Source organism: Curtobacterium sp. GD1 (assembly GCF_020882855.1).
In the GTDB taxonomy this organism is placed as follows: domain Bacteria; phylum Actinomycetota; class Actinomycetes; order Actinomycetales; family Microbacteriaceae; genus Curtobacterium.
Genome location: NZ_JAFEVQ010000001.1, coordinates 63,406 through 80,396 on the forward strand (window position 1 = coordinate 63,406; position 16,991 = coordinate 80,396).

At 72.6% G+C, this 16,991-nt stretch carries 20 protein-coding genes; 9 read left to right on the top strand and 11 right to left on the bottom strand.

All coding sequences use genetic code 11. The features are described from left to right. Positions 1–203 precede the first annotated feature (203 nt). Entirely contained in the window at positions 204–2,438 is a 2,235-nt protein-coding gene (locus tag JSX79_RS00350) for a glycosyltransferase family 39 protein (protein ID WP_229084605.1), read from the top strand. Here the strand turns inward: JSX79_RS00350 and JSX79_RS00355 are convergent. After that, complete coding sequence (locus tag JSX79_RS00355) at positions 2,389–3,222, bottom strand: SDR family oxidoreductase (protein ID WP_229084607.1); 834 nt, start codon at positions 3,220–3,222, stop codon at positions 2,389–2,391. The two genes, JSX79_RS00350 and JSX79_RS00355, sit on opposite strands and share 50 nt — an antisense overlap. Positions 3,223–3,259: 37 nt before the next feature. Next, entirely contained in the window at positions 3,260–3,886 is a 627-nt protein-coding gene (locus tag JSX79_RS00360; protein ID WP_229084928.1) for a nucleoside/nucleotide kinase family protein, read from the bottom strand. Between the two features lie 69 nt (positions 3,887–3,955). Here JSX79_RS00360 and JSX79_RS00365 point away from each other — a divergent pair, with 69 nt between their 5' ends. The 3 genes from JSX79_RS00365 to JSX79_RS00375 all read left to right on the top strand — a co-directional run bounded on the left by JSX79_RS00365 (position 3,956) and on the right by JSX79_RS00375 (position 5,299). Next, on the top strand, positions 3,956–4,324 hold the full coding sequence (locus JSX79_RS00365; RefSeq protein ID WP_071294305.1) for a VOC family protein: 369 nt from the start codon (positions 3,956–3,958) through the stop codon (positions 4,322–4,324). 88 nt (positions 4,325–4,412) lie between these two features. Continuing rightward, complete coding sequence (locus JSX79_RS00370; RefSeq protein WP_070417386.1) at positions 4,413–4,592, top strand: hypothetical protein; 180 nt, start codon at positions 4,413–4,415, stop codon at positions 4,590–4,592. Continuing rightward, positions 4,589–5,299 carry a hypothetical protein gene (locus JSX79_RS00375; RefSeq protein ID WP_070417387.1) on the top strand — a complete coding sequence of 237 codons (711 nt, stop codon included), beginning with the start codon at positions 4,589–4,591 and terminating at the stop codon, positions 5,297–5,299. Before JSX79_RS00370 ends, JSX79_RS00375 begins: the two co-directional genes overlap by 4 nt. A 12-nt stretch (positions 5,300–5,311) precedes the next feature. Here JSX79_RS00375 and JSX79_RS00380 read toward each other — a convergent pair whose 3' ends face one another. Beyond that, positions 5,312–5,752 (bottom strand): NUDIX hydrolase, encoded by a 441-nt coding sequence (locus JSX79_RS00380; RefSeq protein WP_070417388.1) that lies wholly within the window; start codon positions 5,750–5,752, stop codon positions 5,312–5,314. Positions 5,753–5,868: 116 nt separating this feature from the next. On the opposite strand from JSX79_RS00380, the gene JSX79_RS00385 reads away from it, so the two are divergent. Then, positions 5,869–6,489: a GNAT family N-acetyltransferase gene (locus JSX79_RS00385; protein ID WP_229084608.1), complete on the top strand. Its 621-nt coding sequence runs from the start codon at positions 5,869–5,871 to the stop codon at positions 6,487–6,489. A 19-nt stretch (positions 6,490–6,508) separates the two neighbouring features. On the opposite strand, the gene JSX79_RS00390 is transcribed toward JSX79_RS00385, so the two are convergent. From JSX79_RS00390 to JSX79_RS00405, 4 genes are all read right to left on the bottom strand, one after another. Further along, positions 6,509–7,099, bottom strand: a complete 591-nt coding sequence (locus JSX79_RS00390; RefSeq protein ID WP_070417389.1) for a TetR/AcrR family transcriptional regulator — start codon at positions 7,097–7,099, stop codon at positions 6,509–6,511. 155 nt (positions 7,100–7,254) lie between these two features. Beyond that, the gene (locus tag JSX79_RS00395; RefSeq protein ID WP_229084610.1) at positions 7,255–8,577 is read right to left on the bottom strand and encodes a carboxylesterase family protein; all 1,323 of its coding nucleotides are present in this window, start codon (positions 8,575–8,577) and stop codon (positions 7,255–7,257) included. A gap of 86 nt (positions 8,578–8,663) precedes the next feature. Then, positions 8,664–9,872 carry an MFS transporter gene (locus JSX79_RS00400; RefSeq protein ID WP_070417391.1) on the bottom strand — a complete coding sequence of 403 codons (1,209 nt, stop codon included), beginning with the start codon at positions 9,870–9,872 and terminating at the stop codon, positions 8,664–8,666. Between the two features lie 4 nt (positions 9,873–9,876). After that, positions 9,877–11,172: an MFS transporter gene (locus JSX79_RS00405; RefSeq protein WP_071294300.1), complete on the bottom strand. Its 1,296-nt coding sequence runs from the start codon at positions 11,170–11,172 to the stop codon at positions 9,877–9,879. A 257-nt stretch (positions 11,173–11,429) separates the two neighbouring features. Here JSX79_RS00405 and JSX79_RS00410 point away from each other — a divergent pair, with 257 nt between their 5' ends. Together JSX79_RS00410 and JSX79_RS00415 are read left to right on the top strand one after the other, a co-directional pair. Further along, a complete protein-coding gene (locus tag JSX79_RS00410) occupies positions 11,430–12,230 on the top strand; it encodes a sugar phosphate isomerase/epimerase (RefSeq protein ID WP_229084611.1) in 801 nt (266 codons plus the stop codon). Further along, positions 12,227–13,330, top strand: coding sequence for a Gfo/Idh/MocA family protein (locus tag JSX79_RS00415; RefSeq protein WP_071302235.1), 1,104 nt, complete (start codon positions 12,227–12,229; stop codon positions 13,328–13,330). The genes JSX79_RS00410 and JSX79_RS00415 overlap by 4 nt, the downstream gene beginning before the upstream one ends. A gap of 90 nt (positions 13,331–13,420) precedes the next feature. On the opposite strand, the gene JSX79_RS00420 is transcribed toward JSX79_RS00415, so the two are convergent. Then, the gene (locus tag JSX79_RS00420) at positions 13,421–14,164 is read right to left on the bottom strand and encodes a hypothetical protein (protein ID WP_229084612.1); all 744 of its coding nucleotides are present in this window, start codon (positions 14,162–14,164) and stop codon (positions 13,421–13,423) included. 64 nt (positions 14,165–14,228) lie between these two features. On the opposite strand from JSX79_RS00420, the gene JSX79_RS00425 reads away from it, so the two are divergent. Together JSX79_RS00425 and JSX79_RS00430 are read left to right on the top strand one after the other, a co-directional pair. Beyond that, the gene (locus tag JSX79_RS00425) at positions 14,229–14,783 is read left to right on the top strand and encodes a TetR/AcrR family transcriptional regulator (protein WP_229084613.1); all 555 of its coding nucleotides are present in this window, start codon (positions 14,229–14,231) and stop codon (positions 14,781–14,783) included. A gap of 67 nt (positions 14,784–14,850) precedes the next feature. Beyond that, positions 14,851–15,324 carry a hypothetical protein gene (locus JSX79_RS00430; protein WP_229084614.1) on the top strand — a complete coding sequence of 158 codons (474 nt, stop codon included), beginning with the start codon at positions 14,851–14,853 and terminating at the stop codon, positions 15,322–15,324. A 29-nt stretch (positions 15,325–15,353) separates the two neighbouring features. Here the strand turns inward: JSX79_RS00430 and JSX79_RS00435 are convergent, their stop codons facing one another. The 3 genes from JSX79_RS00435 to JSX79_RS00445 form a co-directional block, all read right to left on the bottom strand. Further along, the gene (locus JSX79_RS00435) at positions 15,354–15,665 is read right to left on the bottom strand and encodes a YciI-like protein (RefSeq protein WP_070417398.1); all 312 of its coding nucleotides are present in this window, start codon (positions 15,663–15,665) and stop codon (positions 15,354–15,356) included. 75 nt (positions 15,666–15,740) lie between these two features. Further along, positions 15,741–16,349: a TetR/AcrR family transcriptional regulator gene (locus JSX79_RS00440; RefSeq protein ID WP_071294276.1), complete on the bottom strand. Its 609-nt coding sequence runs from the start codon at positions 16,347–16,349 to the stop codon at positions 15,741–15,743. A 68-nt stretch (positions 16,350–16,417) separates the two neighbouring features. After that, a complete protein-coding gene (locus JSX79_RS00445; RefSeq protein ID WP_070417400.1) occupies positions 16,418–16,975 on the bottom strand; it encodes a MarR family winged helix-turn-helix transcriptional regulator in 558 nt (185 codons plus the stop codon). Positions 16,976–16,991: the final 16 nt, after the last annotated feature.

A 16,991-nucleotide genomic window follows, 5' to 3' on the forward strand; every position in this document is an offset into this window, starting at 1 on the left:
ACCGGGCCGCTGCCGTCGGGGCCGCTGTCCGGCCTGCTGCCGTCCGGCACGCTGCTGCCTGAGACCCCGTTCCGGCTCGACCGGGGATCCGCTGGTGCCGCCCGGTCGCACCCGCACGTCGTCTCAGCGCCGCGCAAGACTTCGGGGCGAGCTGGCGGCACCGTCCCGGTCCACCGTCATCCCGGACGGCCAAGGTCCGGAGGGTGGACACTCGACGACCCGCACGGTGGCGGGACCAGCCGCTCGCGGCACGCTGCGCCCTGCTCCTGATCGCGGCGGGCATGACCGTGCTGCTCGGGTGGAACCTGGCCCGTGGCGGTGACTCCGGGTTCTACGAGGCGTCCGCCCGGTCGATGTCCGAGTCGTGGCCGGCGCTCTTCTCCGGCGCGTTCGACCCCTCGGCGACGGTGACCCTCGACAAGCTCAGCGGGTTCGCCGTTCCCCAGGCGCTGAGCATCCGGCTGTTCGGCGACTCCACCGCCGCACTCGCGCTCCCCCAGGTCGTCGAGGGTCTGGTCACGCTGTGGGCCTGCTCGCTCGTCGGACTCCGGTGGGCCGGGGTCGGGACGGGGCTCGTCGCCGCGGGTGCAGCGGCGTCGACGCCGATCTTCGTGTCGATGTTCGCCCACCCGATGGAGGACGGCATGGTCACGGCGGCCCTGGCGGTCGCCCTGCTCTGCTGGCAACGGGCGGCGATCACGGGCCGGTGGTGGCCGCTCGTCGCCGCCGGGCTCGCGGTCGGCGTCGGGTTCCAGGCGAAGATGCTGCAGTCGTGGTTCGTGCTGCCCGCACTGGTGCTCGGGACGCTCGTCGCCACGGCCGGCCGGGACGGCACCCGGCTCGGCACCGGCGCCCGCATCGGTCGCGCGGTGGTCCTCGGTGCGGTGTCGGTCGCGGCGTCGCTCGCGTGGGTGGTCGGGCTGGCCCTCACCCCGGCGGGTGCCCGACCCTGGATCGACGGCTCGACCGACGACAGCCCGTTCGCGATGGTGTTCGGCTACAACGGCATCGACCGGTTCCTGCCGGGAGCGGTGCCCGGCTCCGTCAGCACGACCGAGGGTCCCGCCGCCCGACCGGCGCGCCTCGGCGGTCCGGGCGGTGTGACGAAGCTCCTCGAGCCGCACCTGGCGTCCCAGGTGGCCTGGCTCCTGCCCGCAGCCCTGTTCGCCGTCGTGCTCGCGGTCGTGCTGCTCCTCGTCCGCCGGTCCGGCACGCGGGTCGGCAGCGTCTTCGGTCGGGCGTTCGACACCCGGGTCGGTTCGGCCACGCTGCTCGTGATCACCGTCTGGCTCGTGACCGCGGCCACCGTGCTCTCGGTGGCGAAGGTGCCGCACACCGCGTACGTCGCTGCGATCGGTGTGCAGCTCGCCGTCCTCGCGGCCCTGGGGTGGCACGGCGCCGTCGGCCTGGTCCGGGCGCAGTCGGCGTGGCTCCGGGTGGTGCCGGTGCTCCTGGCGACCGCGCAGCTCGCGTGGTGGGCGTTCCTGGCCCGAGGTGCCGCGATGCCGGCGGTGCTCGCGACGCCGGCCCTCGTCGTCGGGGTCGCGGCCGTGCTCGCGACGGTGGTCGCGTTCCTGTGGCGACCACGCTGGGAGGGGACGCGCGGGCCGGGCCGGCACCGCGCCTCCCGGGCCGCGATCGCCCTGGCAGCCGGACTCGCACTCGTCGCCGGCCCCGCGGCCTTCTCGCTGCAGGCGCTCGACGCCGCACGCGACGGGAGCGGGAGCGACGCCTCGGTCGGTTCGTGGGTCCCGCGCTGGCGGGTTCCGGACGGTCGGGCCGAGGCCTTCCGGGTCTCCCGGCCGGACTGGTGGGGCGGGTCCTCGGCGCCGTACCCGGTCGTGTTCCGGCACCTCGTCCGGACGGCGCGGCGCCTCGACGGGTACCGCGCCGGCGTGCCGCTCTTCCTGACCGACACGTGGCGCATCTCGTCGCCGGTGATCGACGCGACGGGGCTGCCGGTGCTGACCGACGGCGGGTTCTCGGGGACGGTGCCGGTGTTCACGGCGCGGCAGGTGCGGCAGCGGATCGCCGGCGGACTCCGGGTGCTCGTGGTGCAGGCCGGGGCGCCACGGACCGATCCGGTGCTGCGGGCGGCGCTGGCGGGAGGATGTCGGGCGGTCGCCGACGTCGACCCGGGGGCGCGGGTGCCGGCGCACCCGTGGGCGGTGACGGGCATCGGGTGGACGGTGTGGCGGTGCGGGCTGCCGGGCCGGTCCGTGGACCGCCTGGGCGGGCCGGCGGCGCCGCGGTCGCGGGCGGGGACGCGCTCGGCGGAGTCGCGGGCGGGGTCGAACCACGAATCCGACATCGAACCGCGCCGATCACGTGGTTCGGTGTCGGAATCGTGGTTCGACACCCGACCCGCCGCCGCCGGCGCGGGCACCGTCAGCCGGCGAGCAGCACCTCGCGCAACGACATCGGCCGGCGCCCCGTGACCCGCTCGACGTCGCCCGACACCCGCGCGAGCGCCCCCTCGGCGATCGCCGTGTAAGTGCTCACCCACGCGTCCGCCTGCCACGGCTCCGGGTTCCACCGCGCGCGCGAGGCGTACGCCTCCTCGAGCGTCTCCGGGTGGTACGTGACCTCGCGCCCACGCACCTCGGACACGGTGGCAGCCGCCTCGTGCAGGGTGATCGCCGCGGGCCCCGTCAGTTCGTACGTCCGATCGAGGTGCGCCGCCGGGTTCCGCAGGACCTCGGTCGCGACCCGGGCGACGTCGGCTCGCGCGACCGCTGCCATGGCCCCGTCGCCCGCCGGCCCCCGGATGACGCCGTCCTCGCCGATGAGGTCCTCGACGAAGTCCAGGTAGAAGGAGTCCCGGAGGAACGTGTACGCCATCGAGGTCGCCCGGATCGCCTCTTCCGTTGCCCAGTGGTCGCGACCGAGCGTGAAGGTCGCGTCCGCCGCCGCGCCCACGAACGACGTGTAGACCACGTGCCGCACGCCGGCCGTCGCGGCAGCGGAGACGAACGAGCGGTGTTGGGCGAGACGGTCCACCGCCTCGGCGCCGGAGACCATGAGCAGCAGGTCGATGCCCTCGAGCGCCGCGCGGCTCGCCTCGGCATCGCCGAACGACGCGACCGCCACCTCGGCTCCGGGGAGATCCGGCGCCCGGGAGGCGTCCCGCACGATCATCCGGAACGGCACACCGCCGTCCGCCAGGGCGCGCGCCACGGCGCCGCCGATCTTGCCGGTCGCGCCGGTGAGTGCGATGGTCATGGTCGCTCCTGTCGTGGTCGTCGCTGGGGTCTCGTGGTCACGTCCGCACGGTCCTGGAGGCGCGGATCACCGTGGGTGCGACCCGCACCGCGTTCACGCCATCGACCTCGACCGCCCAGGTGCGGGCCGCCTCGTGGTCGCGGCCGTGCCGCATGTGCCGACCCACCAGACGATCGACGCGCACGGTGTCGTCCACGGCGCAGAACCACGTCTCGGTGAAGAGGTCGGCGAGCGCTGCCCAGGGAGCGCTGTCGTCGAGCAGGTAGTTCCCCTCGGACACCACGAGCCGGGTGCGCTGCGGGACGGCGATGCTGCCCGCGACGGGTTCGTCGACGCGCCGGTCGAAGTCAGGTGCCCACACCACGGCCTCGTCGCCTGCGACCAGCCGACGGACGAGCGCGACGTAGCCGTCCCCGTCGAAGGTGTCGATCGCGCCCTTGCGGTCGTGGCGGCCGAGGGCGTCCAGCGCCGTGTTCGCCAGGTGGAACCCGTCCATCGGGACCTGCACGGCGGTGCCGGCACCGAGCGCTGCGTCCACCCCCGCGACGAGCCGGCGTGCCAGCGTCGACTTGCCGGCACCGGGAGCACCCGCGATGCCGAGCACGGTGCGCTGCCCGTCCGTGGCGAGCCGGATCGCGCGGTCGACCGCGTCGTCGACGGACATCTCGGGCGGGAGCACGGCTTCATCCTGGCAGAGCGCGCCGACACCGGCCCCGGGTGGTTCACTTGCCGCATGGTCGATGCGACGAAGGCGTTCAGCGGGTTCTCGGTGCGTGACGTGCCCGAGGCGAAGGCGTTCTACGAGGACGTCCTGGGGGTCGAGGTCACCGAGGACCACGGCATGCTCTTCCTGCAGCTCGGCGACGGGCACGGTGTGCTCGTCTACCCCAAGGGTCCCGCGCACGAGCCGGCGTCCTTCACGGTGCTGAACTTCCCGGTGCCGTCGGTCGACGATGCGGTGGACGAGCTCGCGGCGAAGGGTGTGCCCTTCCTGCACTACGAGGGGATGACCGACGAGAAGGGCGTGAACCGCAAGGGCGGCCCACTCATCGCGTGGTTCACCGACCCCTCGGGCAACGTGCTGAGCGTCCTCGAGCAGTAGCGGGAGTCGCGCGACATTCTGTATGCAGAAAGCTCGCGCCCTCGTGCGTGGCCGTCCTACGCTCGCTCTCCCGACGAAGGAGAGAGCCGTGGAGATCCGGATCGTCAATCGCGACGAACTGCGTGCTGAGCGCGCGGAGTTGTACCGCAAGTGGAACCTGGACGAACGCGAGTTCGCCCCCGTCGAGGCGTGGCGCGACCTCGACGAAGACGAGTACTGCGCTCGTGAGGCCCTCGCTGACATCTCGTTCGTGTTGGGCGACCGATGATCGCCGAGTTCGTCGACGCTGCGACGCTGCAGATCGATCGCGCTCAGGTACTGCTCGACGCGGTCCTGCCGGACCACGGCGCCGAGCTGAGCGTCATCCACGAGGTACCGAGCAACTCGATCATGCTCGGAACCGGCGATGAACGCGGTGCTGCCGCGATGCTCCACGCGGGGGGCGAGCACGTCGCCCGGCTCCGGATCTTCTTCAGGTACCGCTGGCACCCGCATCATGCCGTGCTGGCAGTGGAGGAGAGCCGGTTCACGCTCTTCCTCACGACCGACCGGCAGCCGCTCGTCCGCTTCGAGTTCCAGGACGCCCTGACCAACACGCCCCCGTCGCACTGGCACCTCCATGCCGAGCGCGGGTCCTTCAGCGCTCTCCTGTCGCGCACCGGCGACCGCGGGGCCGGGCGTCGTGATCCGGCACGGCTCTCGTCGCTGCACTTCCCGCTCGGCGACCCCCACTTCCGGCCGAGCCTCGCGGACGTCGTCGAGTTCGTGGTGACGGAGTGCGGCGTCGACGCTCGTCCGGGCTGGGAGCGAGCCGTGCACGAGTACCGGAAGCACTGGCGGCGAGACGAAGCCGCCGCTACCGCCCGGCAGTTCTCGGCCGAGACGGCAGCTGCCCTCCGGGCGCTCGGGTGGCAGGTGCGCCCACCCGTGCCGAACCACGTGCCGGCGCCGTTCGTGAGTCTGCTCGCGAGCTGACGAACGGGCGGGTCAGCGGGGCAGGACGCCGGCCCAGCCGAGGGCGATCGGCACGACGAGCCCGTGTCGACGGTGCGGCAGGTCCGCGATCGGGATCCAAGCGGCCTCGTCGGTCGACCCGTCCTCCTCGGAACGCAGCGCCCCACCGGTGATCGACGCCCGGAAGACCACCTGCACGGCCTTCATCGCCCGGCCGTTCGCGTGGATGCGACGCTCGGCCGGCACGATGTGGTGCCGCACACCGAGCAGTTCCCCGACGGACGCCTCGTACCCGGTCTCCTCCCGGATCTCGCGGACGACGGCCTGCTCGACGCTCTCGTCGAACTCGACCCCGCCGCCGGGGAGCGTCCACGTCCCCGCCTCGGGAATCCGGAGCTTGGCGAGGAGCACCCGGTCACCGTCGGTGATCACGCCGTAGGCGGCGAGCCGCGTGTCGTAGTCCGTGTACTCCATCAGCCGACCATGCCAGGTGCGTGCGCCGACGTCGGCGAGCCGCGCCGCGCCTCCAGGACCGACGCGTCGGGACCGGACTACCGTGCCCCGTACCGACGCTCTCCCGGACGGTGACGATGACGACCTCGACCCCGACGCCCCTCGGCGCGATCACCTGCCTGCCCGCGAACGAGGCGGCGTGGACGGACCTCGAACTGGTCTTCGGCGAGCGCGGCGATCCGGCGCACTGCTGGTGTCGGTGGTTCAAGGCCTCGGCAGCGGAGTTCCGGGCGATGCCGAACGACGAACGCCGCGAGCGCTTCCACCGGGAGACCGGCTGTGACGACCCCGCGGCACGCACGTCGACCGGTGTGGTCGCCTACCGTGACGGCGAGCCGGTGGGGTGGGTGGCGGTCGAACCCCGGCCCGGGCTGGTGCGGCTGCGCGGCGCGAAGGTGCCGTGGAGCGGGCGTGACGAGGACCCCGACGACCCGGCGGTCTGGGTGGTCTCGTGCTTCGTCGTCCGGCGGGGCTTCCGTCGGCAGGGCGTCAGCCACGCGCTGCTCGGCGGGGCGGTGGACCACGCGCGTCGATCGGGTGCGACGGCGGTCGAGGGGTACCCGACGGAACCGGCTCCGGGTGCGACGGACGGCGGCGGCGCGATGTTCGTCGGGCCGCGTTCGGTGTTCGAGTCGGCGGGCTTCACCGAGGTGTCGCACCCGACGCCGCGTCGCTGGGTCTACCGGAAGGACTGCTGACGACCAGGCCCGTGTCCGCTCAGACGGTCGCGGCGGCAGACGCCCAGCCGACCCGCATCCGTGCGACCGCGCGGTCGAACCCGGCGAGGGGATCGGCGTCGTCGCGGAGGAGCGACTGCAGCTGCAGCCCTTCGTAGAGGGCGACGAGCTGCTCGGCGGCGTGCCGGGGCGAGGTGCCGCGCGGCTCCCGTCCGGCGACGACGTCCCGCACGAGGGCGAGCGTCACGTCCTCGAACGAGCGGGTGTACTGCCCGCGGAACCAGCCGGCCGCGGGGTGGTCGGGGCTCGAGGCGGCGCTGAGCAACGCGACCCGGAGTCGGACCAGTGCGGGGTCGTCACGGCCGACCTCGAGTCGCGCGCGGAGGTACGCGACCGCGCCCGAGCGCTCGGCCACGACCCACAGCGCACGACGGCTGCCGTTGTTCCACCGGTCCATGACGGCGACGACGAGGAGCTCCCACAGCGGGTAGACGCGTCGGACCTCGGCTTCGGGGACCTCGGCGTGGGCGGCGACCTCGGCGGGACCGACGGTGTGGAAGTCCGACGCGCGGTACGCCTCGATGGCGCCCGTGACGATGCGGGCGCGCAGGTCGGCGTCGGACTCGGGCATGCCGTCGATTCTCCGGGGGACCCGGCGGCCCCGCGAGTCGCCAGTTCAGGGGTGGTACCAGGCGCACCGCGCCGGCCCCGCCGGAGAGGCAGGTACCAGGCGCCCCGTCAGCCCCGCCCCGCGGACCGCCGCCACGCCAGCACGAGGCCGCCCCGTCAGCCCCGGTCGAACGTCAGCGTCTCGTCGTCCGCCGCGGTGACCCGGCCGGTCCGCGCGAACTCCGCCCAGATCGCCCGGAAGGCCCGCCCGCGCCGCTCGACCTCGGGCCAGTCCCGCTGCGGCACGAAGCGCGAGCCGGCCCAGGCCTCGCGACCGCCGAGCAGCAGCGGGAGGTCGCTCATGTGCACGGCCCCGGTCGGCTGCACGGTCACGCCGCGGTGCAGCCGGTACGAGGTCGCCCGACCACCGGCGGCCCGGTGCCGCGCCGCGAACCGACGGACGTCCCGCCCGTAGATGACCTCGGACAGCGGGCGCACGAGCAGCCAGCGCAGCAGCGGTCGCACGGCTCGCACCCGGGCGAGTGATCGCAGCCCGGGGATCAGCGGCACGTACATCGCGGTCTCGTCCGCACCGGAGCCGATCAGGACGTCGACGTCCGGAGCCGCGTCGCGCCAGGCCTGCCCGGTGTCACGCTCGGCGGGGAGCGGCGCGAACCCGTACTGGGTGCCGTAGGGCATGCCTCCGGGCAACCCGAAGGGTGCGGCGGCCCGGCTGCCGAGGGCCTGGCGATCGAGCACCTCGTCGAGCGGGGTGTCCGGGAGCACGGCCCCGACGGCCCGGACCATCGCCCGGTTCATCCGCGCCCGACCCCGCGACAGCCCGAGCGGTGCACTCTGGACGATCACCCGCCGGAAGAGGCCGGCTGCTCCGTCGCTGATCATGAGGTGGGCCGCGGCGTCGCCCCCGGCGGACTGACCAGCCACGGTGACGAGGTCCGGGTCACCACCGAAGGCCGCGATGTTCGCCTGCACCCACCGCAGCGCCTCGACGAGGTCGAGCAGCCCGAGGTTCGCCGGGACGGTCTCCCCGTCGCCGAGGAACCCGAGCACACCGAGCCGGAACGTCACCGAGACGAACACGACCCGCTGCTCCGTGACGAGGTCGCGCGCGTCGTAGATCGGCAGGTCACCACCGCCGATGACGTAGGAGCCGCCGTGGATCCAGACGATGACGGGCAGCCGCTCGCCCGGGCGGGCGTCGGCGGGCACCGTGATCGACAGCCGCTGGCAGTGCTCGTCGACGACGAGGCCCGCCACCGGGTGGAGCAGCTGGTCGACGAAGGTCGCCTGCGACTGCGGCGCCACGGGCGACGGGGTGGTCGCCGGGAACGGCTCGGCGAACGCGGGGACCGGCTCCGGGACCGCGAAGCGCTCGGCGCGGGCGTAGGGGATGCCGAGGGCTCGGACGACACTCCCGTCCGCGACGCCGGTGATGCGTCCGGCAGGTGGGTCCCAGGTCAGCGAGGCGGCGTCGAGCATCCGTCCACGCTAGCCAGCGTGACCAGTGGACGGCCTGGAGGGACGGTGCGGGCCAGCACCGCGCCTCCCGTCCCGCAGTCCCTCCGTCACTCGCGGCGCACGACGGGCCGCAACGAGCCGGACGCGGCGAACGCCGCGACGAACAGCACCGCCACCAGCCAGAGCGCGCTCAGCGCGCCGACGTGCTCCGCGATCGCACCGATGACGGGCGGCCCCGCGAAGTTCGCGAAGTACCCGATCGAGGCGACCACGCTGACACGGGCCGCCGGGTTCGGGCCGCTCTGCGCCGCCGCCGACATCCCGAGCGGGAAGCCCATGGAGACGCCGACCGCCCAGAGCACGACGCCCACGAGCGTGAGCCACCAGCTCCCGCCGACGATGAAGAGCACGGCGCCGACGATGCCGAGCGCGGTCGTCCACCGCACGGTCCGCACTCGACCGAGCCGGTCCACGACGGGGCCGGCGAAGACGCGGGTGGCCGCCTCGGAGACGGCGAACACCGTGAAGAACAGCGCACCGACGGCCGCGGTCTGCCCGTGCCCGTCGGTGGTGGCGAGGGCGAGCCAGTTGTTCGCCGAGCCCTCACCGAGTTCGACGCCGAGCATGACCACCCCGATGAGGAGCAGTCGGACGTCCGCCCACCCTCGGGCCCACTGCCGGAGTCGCTGCCGGGGTGTGAGCGTCGTGTCGTGTTCCTCGGCACGGGTGCCGTCCGGGATGCCCCGCATCGCGAGCACACCGACCACGAGGATGACGACGGCCTCACCGAGGAGCTGCGCCGACGGGGTGATACCCAGCCACGCGCAGAGGGCGGCGATCCCGGCGCCGAGGGCCGCGCCTCCCGACCAGGCCGCGTGCATCAGCGGGAGCAGCGTGCGCCCCGCGAGCGCCTCGATCGCGGTGCCCTCGACGTTCGCCATCACGTCCAGCGAGCCGATGCCCGCGCCGGCGACCACGAACCCGACCGCTGCCAGCGGGACGGAGTGGAGCGCGGCTGCCGTCCCGATGACGGCGATCGCGACCGGGACCAGCACGACCACCGCGGTGAGCGCCCGGCGCCCGCCGAGTCGGCGCAGCAGCGGGGCCGCGCTGAGCAGGCCGCCGATGGACCCGATCGTGACGCCGCCGAGCATGAGTCCGATGGTCCCGACGTCCACACCGAGCTCGAGCCGGAGCTCGGGCAGCCGCGGACCCCACGCTGCGAGGCTCACCCCACCGATCGCGAATGCGATGACGATGGCGTTCCGCCACCCGGCGAGCTGTCTGCGGTCCTCGTCGACCCCGAGCTGGTGCATCCGGCTATCGAACCCGCTTGATGGGGATCACCACAAGGGCGCCGAGGAGTGCGACGACACCCGCGGCCCAGCACATGAGGACGTAGTTGTCGGCGTGCGAGCTGCCGATCGACAGGAAGAAGAGCGAGATCGCCGGCGCGAGTGACTGGGGCAGCGCGTTCGCGATGTTGATGACGCCGAGGTCCTTACCGGGACGGTCGGCGTTCGGGAGCACGTCGACGACGAGTGCGGTGTCGATCGCGGAGTAGATCCCGTAGGCGAAGCCCATGATGACCTCGGCGACGTAGAAGCCGTTCACGGTCTCGGCGTGCGCGAGGACGACGAGGCCCACCGCGAAGAGGGCCGTCGAGCCGCCGACGAAGACCTTGCGGCGACCCAGCTTGTCGGACGCCCACCCCGAGAGCGCCGCGCTGACCAGGAGCGCGATCGTGTAGAGCAGCACGCCGAACGCGACGGCCTCGGTGGCCTGCTTCGCGTCCTCGATGCCGATGTGCTCCTGCATGTAGAGCAACCGGTACGTCGTGAACATGAACGTCGCGAGGATGATCAGGAAGCGCGACCACCACGCGAACGCGAAGTCCGGGTTCTTGATCGGGTTCGTCCAGAACGACGAGATGAGGTTGAGGAACGTGAACTTCTTGAGCGTGTACGTCGGCAGCTCGTCCCGGGCGACGACCGCGTAGACGGCGACCAGGATGATCGCCAGGATGCCGGGCGCGATGAACAGCACGGGCAGGTTCGCGACGAAGAACACCGACAGGTAGGTGCCGGCGAGCACGGCGAGGTTCTGCGCGAGCGCGATGATGCTCGACGACCGACCGCGCTGGAGCTGCGGGACGTTGTCGGCGAAGCTCGCCAGCAGGGTGGCGAGGGTCGCGTTTGCGGCGAGCTGGGCGAGCAGCCACGCGAGCGTCAGGTTGAGCACGTCGGGTGCGTAGGCGATCCAGGCGAGTGCGATCGCGAAGACGACGACACCGCTCATGAGCCACGGACGACGCCGGCCCCAGCGGGTGCGGGTGCGGTCGGACAGCGCGCCGGCCAGGGGGTTCATGATGAGCGCGCCGAACGCACCGATCGGCAGGACGGAGCCGATGACGTTCGCGGCGTCGTCCCCGACCAGGGCCTGCGCCTTGAGCTGCATGCTCACGTAGACCGGTGCCATGAGCGCGACGAAGAGGCCGAACTGTCCGAGGAACAGCGCGATCTGGTAGCCGATGCCCACCCGCATCGTGCTGACCGGCTGCGTGATGCCCTCTTCGGGGTTCAGCAGTGCCGGGCTGCCGGGTTCGGGTGTGCTCATGACGCCTCCTTGAGTCGATGCTTCGCCGTCCAAAACCATCTTGCGCACGGTTTTGACTGGCTGAGCATACATCGACAGGTGTCGTTCATGTACCTGCGTGCGTCACGGAGCGCAGCAAAAACTACACACCGGGTGGTTTTTGGGGTAGCGTCGTCATCGATCTCGCCGTGGAGCATCGCTCCTCGACGGACTGCGACACCCGGTGCTGCGACACCCGGTGCCGCGACACCCAGTCAGGACCGAAGGAGCCTCACGCAATGCCCACCACCTCTGTGCAGCTGTACTCGCTGCGCGACGCCATCGCGGAAGACCTCGACAAGGCGATCGCCCGTGTCGCCGAGATCGGGTACGAGAACGTCGAGCCCTACGCGTTCGTCGAGCGTGCCGCGGACCTCGAGCGCGCCTTCGCCGCCACCGGCCTGAAGGCCCCGTCCGGCCACGTCGCCGTGATCGACGCCGAGGACACCGCCCCGATCTGGGACGCGGCCGAGCGCCTCGGCATCCAGACCGTCATCGACCCGTTCATCCCCACCGACCGCTGGCAGACCGCCGACGACGTCGCGAAGATCGCCGAGCGCGTCAACGTCCTCACCGCCGAGGCAGCCTCGCGCGGCCTCAAGTTCGGCTACCACAACCACCAGTGGGAGTTCACGAACAAGGTCGACGGCCGCACGGTCTACGACCACTTCGTCTCGCAGATCAGCCCGGAGACGGTGCTCGAGCTCGACACCTTCTGGGCGACCGTCGGTGGCGCCGACGCCCCCGCCGTCCTGCGCTCGCTCGGCGACCGCGTCGTCGCGATCCACGTCAAGGACGGCAAGGTCGACGGCGACATCCTCACCGCGCTGCCCTCGTCCGAGAGCGCGCTCGTCGTTCCGGAGGCGCTGCAGCGTGCCTTCGAGAACCAGACCCCCGCCGGTCAGGGCGACGTCGACGTCCCGGCCATCCTCGCCGCAGCGCCGCAGGCCATCCGCGTCGTCGAGTTCGACGCGTACTCCGGCGACGTCTTCGAGGGCATCACCGAGTCCCTCGCCTGGCTGAAGGACAACGACAAGTGACCCGTGTCGGGATCGGCATCATCGGTGCCGGCAACATCTCCACGCAGTACCTGGAGAACCTGACCAAGTTCGCCGACGTCGAGGTCCGGTTCGTCGCCGACGTGCTGCTCGACCGCGCAGCGGCCCAGGCAGCGGAGTACGGGGTCGGCGCGTCCGGCTCGGTCGAGGAGCTCCTCGCCCGCGACGACATCAGCATCGTGATCAACCTGACGATCCCGGCGGCCCACGCCGAGGTCGACCAGCAGATCATCGACGCCGGCAAGCACGTGTGGAGCGAGAAGCCGATCGCGACCGACCACGAGTCGGCCGCCGCGGTGCTCGCCTCCGCTGCGTCGAAGGGACTCCGGGTCGCGACCGCTCCGGACACCGTGCTCGGCGCGGGCATCCAGACGGCGCTCCGTGCCATCGCCCGCGGCGACATCGGCGAGCCGCTGACCGCGACGACGCTGTTCCACGTGCCCGGACCCGAGGCGTGGCACCCGAACCCGGACTTCCTGTTCGCCGAGGGCGCCGGTCCCCTGTTCGACATGGGCCCGTACTACGTGACGACCCTCGTGCACGCGTTCGGCACCGCCAGCCGCGTGCAGGCCGTGTCCTCGAAGTCGCTCGACCGTCGCACGATCGCGTCCGGCCCCCGCGCCGGCGAGACGTTCCCGGTCGAGGTCCCCACGCACCACGCCGCGCTGATCGAGTTCGCCGGCGGGCAGTCCGCCCAGTCGACGTTCTCGTTCCAGCACGCGCTGCCGCGCATGGGCTTCGTCGAGATCAACGGCACGCTCGGCACGATCTCGCTGCCCGACCCGAACACGTTCGAGGGCTCGTCGCAGCTCTGGCGCTACGGCCAGGAGGAGCCCGAGACCCTCGAGGCGATCGGCTCCACCTGGGGTCGTGGCACCGGGGTCGTCGAGCTCGCCCGCGCCATCGCCGAGGACCGTCCCGAGCGTGCCTCGGGTGCGGTCGCGCTGCACGTCCTCGACGTGCTGCTCGGCATCCGCGACGCGGCGGCGTCGGGGTCCGCGGTCGACATCACGTCGACGGTGGACCGTGTCCCGCCGCTGCCGGAGGACTTCGATCCGTCGGCTGCGGTGCTCACCGCGTAGGTCCCCGCTCTACAGGACGGTCGGCTCCGACAGGAGCCGGCCGTCCTGCATGCTGGGGCCAGGAGGCGCGGCGCGGCTCCGGTGCGTCGGCTACGGCCGTGCGGTCGCGAGCCACTCGTGGAAGGTCGGACCGACCACCTCGACGTCTCCCGCGGGCAGGAGCGCTCCGTCCCGGAACGCCCGGCCCGTCCGGCCCGGAATCGGCATCGGGACGGGCACCACGCCCGGATGCGGTAGCGCCGTCGTCATCGCCCACAGGGACGTCGTCTCGGGCCCGGCGACCTCCACGACCGGCGCGGACCGCCGGCCCGTCGCGACCTCGGCGACCACCGTCGCCACCGCTTCGAGCGACACCGGAGCGATGGTCATCCGCGGCACGAGCGCGATCGGCCCGACGCGCAACCGCTCGAGGTTCTGCGCGGCGAACTCGAACCACTGGGCCGAACGGACGATCGTGGCGCCCCGGCCCGCCGCTCCCGCTGCCCGCTCCTGTGCGGTCTTGCCGGCGAAGTACCCGTAGCCCTGCACCTCGGACCTGGTGCAGTTGAGGATGGACAGCAGCACGTGTCGCGCCCCGGACCGTTGGGCCGCCGCGCCGACCACCGCCGTCGAGCGCGTGAAGAAGTCCGTCGCACGCCGCCGACTCGTCGTGAACCGCCCGGTCGCCTCGACGATGACCTCCGGCCGGACCGACGCCAGCCGATCGACCGCGTCGTCCGCGAGCACGTCGAACCCCGATGACCGGGACAACCTCGTGACCGAGCAGCCGTGTGCCGCCAGCGCTGCCTCGATCGCGACTCCGGAGATCCCGCCTCCGACCACTGCAACCCGCATCGTGCCCCCTTCGACTCTACATCCGTAGAGAACACTACGATGGTAGAGGCGAGAGGGGAAGAGCATGGGGCGACGCGAGGACCTGGCGGACGCGGGAGTACGGCTCACTGCTCGCGGTGGGGTCCGAGCCCTGACGCACCGAGCAGTCGACACCGAGGCCGGCGTGCCCGCCGGATCGACGTCGTACTACGCGTCGACGCGGCGCGAACTGACCGCGCTCGTCGTCGCGCGCATCACGGAGCAGCTGTCGACGGAGCTGGGCGCGTTGCGTCTCCCCGAGCCACCCGACGACGCGACGGTCGTCGAGGTCGCCGCCACGTTCCTCCAGGGCCTCGCAGAGCGGGCGGAGGCGCAAGCCGCTCGCCTGGCCCTCCTCCTGGAGCTCCGGGACGACGAAGCGCTCCGAGCACCCCTGACCGGCGCCGACCCGGTGCGCGCCGCGCTGCTGGCCACGGCGGAGGACCTCCTCGTCCGCATCGGCGTCGACCACCCCCGGCGATCCGCGGTCGACCTCGTCGGACTCGTCGATGCACTGCTGCTCTACCGCGTCGCGGGGGTCGCGCCCGTGGACGACCGAGCGGTGCTCGGCGCGTACGTCGCAGGGCTGCCGCGCAGCTGAACGCGCCCTCACCCACGCCCAGCGACCCCGGGTGATCGGCGGGTCCACCCCCTGCCAGGATGAGCGCGTGGGGAGACGTCGGCTCGTGCTCGGAGGGGTGGTCGCCGCCGTGCTCGTGGCGGCCGGCACGGTGACCGTGGTGTCGGTGACGCACGCGCAGACCGTGGCCGCGCGGCTCCCGCCCGCGAGCGCGTCCTCCGAACAGGTCCTCCGCGTCTACCTCCGCTCCGCGAAGGCCCACGACTGCGGTGTCACCGAGGCCCTCACCGACGACAGCGGCGGCTCGGACACGGCCTGGTGCGGCGGACGGTCCCCGTCCTCGTGGTTCGACGACCACCCCGACCTGCTCGGCTACCGGCACATCGGGGCGGTCTCGCGACTGAGCGCGAAGGAGACGGGCCGGGCGCCGGAGGAGTGCATCCCGGTCGACGTCACCGAGACGAACATGACGGGCGCCGAACCCGGCGCGCTCCCCGGGTGGCAGTTCTGCTTCCGCCACACGCCGGCCGGCTGGCGCCTGACCGACGAGGGCTACGGCTGACCCGATGCCGTCGCCGGTTCACGAGAGCCTCAGTCGGGGCGGACCGGTCCCGCCGCGAGATCGCCCACCACGGTCGTCCACGGTCGCGCGGTCCACGACGTCACGAGTCCCCCGGTCACGTACGGGTCCGTCGCCGCGAACGCCCGCGCACGCCCGAGCGCGTCGTCGCCGACGAAGACGATCAGCGCGGTGAACGGCCCGGTCCCCTCGCCGACCGCACCGCCGAGGAGCAGCTCGCCGCGCTCCGCCGCAGCCCAGGCCGCCCGGAGGTGCTGCTGGCGGAACGCGTCTCGGCGCTCGAGGTAGTCGTCGACGTAGGTGTACTCGAGTACGGCGTGCATGGTCCCGCTCCGATCCGGTCGTGCGCGGGACCCACGGCCCCGCTGACACGAGTGTGGCAGGAGCGGCGGGTCCGGTCAGCCCGCCGGCGGCACGATCTGTTCGAGCAACCGCAGCACCCGCTCGCCGTCGACCGCGTCGGGGTCGAGCAGCCACTGCACCTGCAGTCCGTCCGACGCCGCGATGCTCAGGGACGCCAGGTCGACGGGGTCCAGGTCGGCCCGGATCCGCCCGGACGCCTGGTCCGCCTCGATCAACTCCGCCAGGTCCGCCCGCAGCCGGGTGAACCGTTCCCGCATGAACTCCCGCGTGGCGGGGTGCCCCTCCTGCACGGCATCGGCCGCCAGGGTCGTGTACAGCTGCACCAGCCCCGGGACCGCGCGATTCCGCGAGGCGCTCTCCCGCATGTCCCCGATCGCGGACTTCATCCGGTCCGGTGCCCCCTGCTCGCGGACCTCGTGCTCGCGGTAGACCGCGAGCAGCAGTTCGTCGCGGCTCGGGAAGTAGTGCCGCAGTGCCGCGTGGGTGATGCCGAGGGCGTCGGCGACGGATCGCAGCGACGACGCGTCGACACCCTGCTCGGCGACCATGCGGATCGTCTCGTCGAGGATCTGCGTCCGTCGTTCGGCACCCTTGCGGTAACCGCGTCGCGGCAGGGCCGCGTCGTCGTCGGCAGGGTGCGTCATGCGCCCAACTTACCGCTGGAAGGTTTTTTCCGGGAGGCGCGGCTCGGCGCCGTCACGGACCGCGCGCTTCAGGAGTCGTACGGCTCCGCGTCGCCGTCCGGGTCGACCGTGTACTCGTCGACGGGAGCGGGCGCGCCACCGACGAGGGCCTCGGTGATCTGGACGAGGCAGCGTGCGAGGACGTCGTTCTCCTCGGAGGACAGGTGGTCCATCACCTCGACCACGGCTTCGTGGAAGCGTGCGTAGGACGCGTCGATCTTCTTCGCCGCCTGCACCGTGGGCTCGAGCACCTGTGCCCGACGGTCGGTGGGGTGCGGCGCGCGGACGAGGTCGCCCTTCTCGACGAGCCCGTCGACGATCTTCGTCACCGACGCGTTCGACACGTTGAGCATGACGGCGAGGTCCTTCGGGCCCATGGCCCGGCCGTCCCGGTGCGCCTGGAGCATGTACCGGACGGCGAGGAACTCGTTCTTGGTGAGACCGCTCTCCGACCGAGCCTGTTCGAGCTGCTGCTCCTCGGCGTGCTGCAGGCGGAGGAGCGCGTCCACGGCGCCCTTCGCGGCACGCGACCGGGGTTCCCGGGCGTAGAGGTGCATGTGCTCACGGCGGACGACGGTCAACGGCATCTGGTCGGGTGTGCTC